At 65.0% G+C, this 571-nt stretch carries 2 protein-coding genes; one reads left to right on the top strand and one right to left on the bottom strand.

What is annotated here, in order from left to right; genetic code table 11:
- Window positions 1-267 (top strand): OmpA family protein (locus JMF90_RS39715; protein ID WP_201326616.1); only part of this gene is annotated, 267 nt, incomplete at its 5' end.
- A gap of 72 nt (window positions 268-339) precedes the next feature.
- Here JMF90_RS39715 and JMF90_RS39710 read toward each other — a convergent pair.
- Window positions 340-571, bottom strand: a 232-nt coding sequence (locus JMF90_RS39710; protein WP_201326615.1) for a benzoate/H(+) symporter BenE family transporter, incomplete at its 5' end; no start/stop codon positions are given.

The raw sequence follows: 571 nt of genomic DNA, 5'->3' as shown, positions 1-571 counted from the left end.
CGGACCATTGCCGCATCGGTACCCGGTGCGTACGTGCAGGTCGTTGGTTACACCGACAACGTACCGGCTGGAGCGATATCCCGGGGCAACAATCAGGCGCTTTCAGAGGCTCGGGCTCGAGAGGTCGCGCGGATTTTCGCGGCCGCGGGAGTGCCGATGCAAAACATCTCGGCAACCGGACAGGGGGATGCCGATCCACTTGCCGACAACGGCACGGCGCCGGGCAGGTCACGAAATCGCCGGGTCGAAGTGACCGTATCGAATTGAGCGACGCGTCGGGACGCCGCCCGATTCGGCGATACAACGGACCTGTCTGTTGCAGCAGGCATGGTGGGATGCTCAATCCGCCTGACGCCCCCGCCCCCTGTTCAACACCGCATACGCCGCCGACCCGATCACGATCCCCCAGAACGCCGACCCGAGTCCGAGCCACGTCATCCCCGACGCGGTCGCAAGAAACGTGATCATCGACGCTTCGCGATGGTTCTCGTCCTCGAAGATTCCGTGCACGTTCGCGCTGATCGCGCCGATCAGCGCGAGCCCCGCCAGGATCGCGACGAACGCCTTCGGC

Source organism: Burkholderia sp. E168m23, from assembly GCF_016586125.1.
Classification (GTDB): domain Bacteria; phylum Pseudomonadota; class Gammaproteobacteria; order Burkholderiales; family Burkholderiaceae; genus Burkholderia; species Burkholderia orbicola.
The sequence above is the reverse complement of the archived record's forward strand: the minus strand, read 5'-3'. Positions and strand labels throughout refer to the sequence as shown.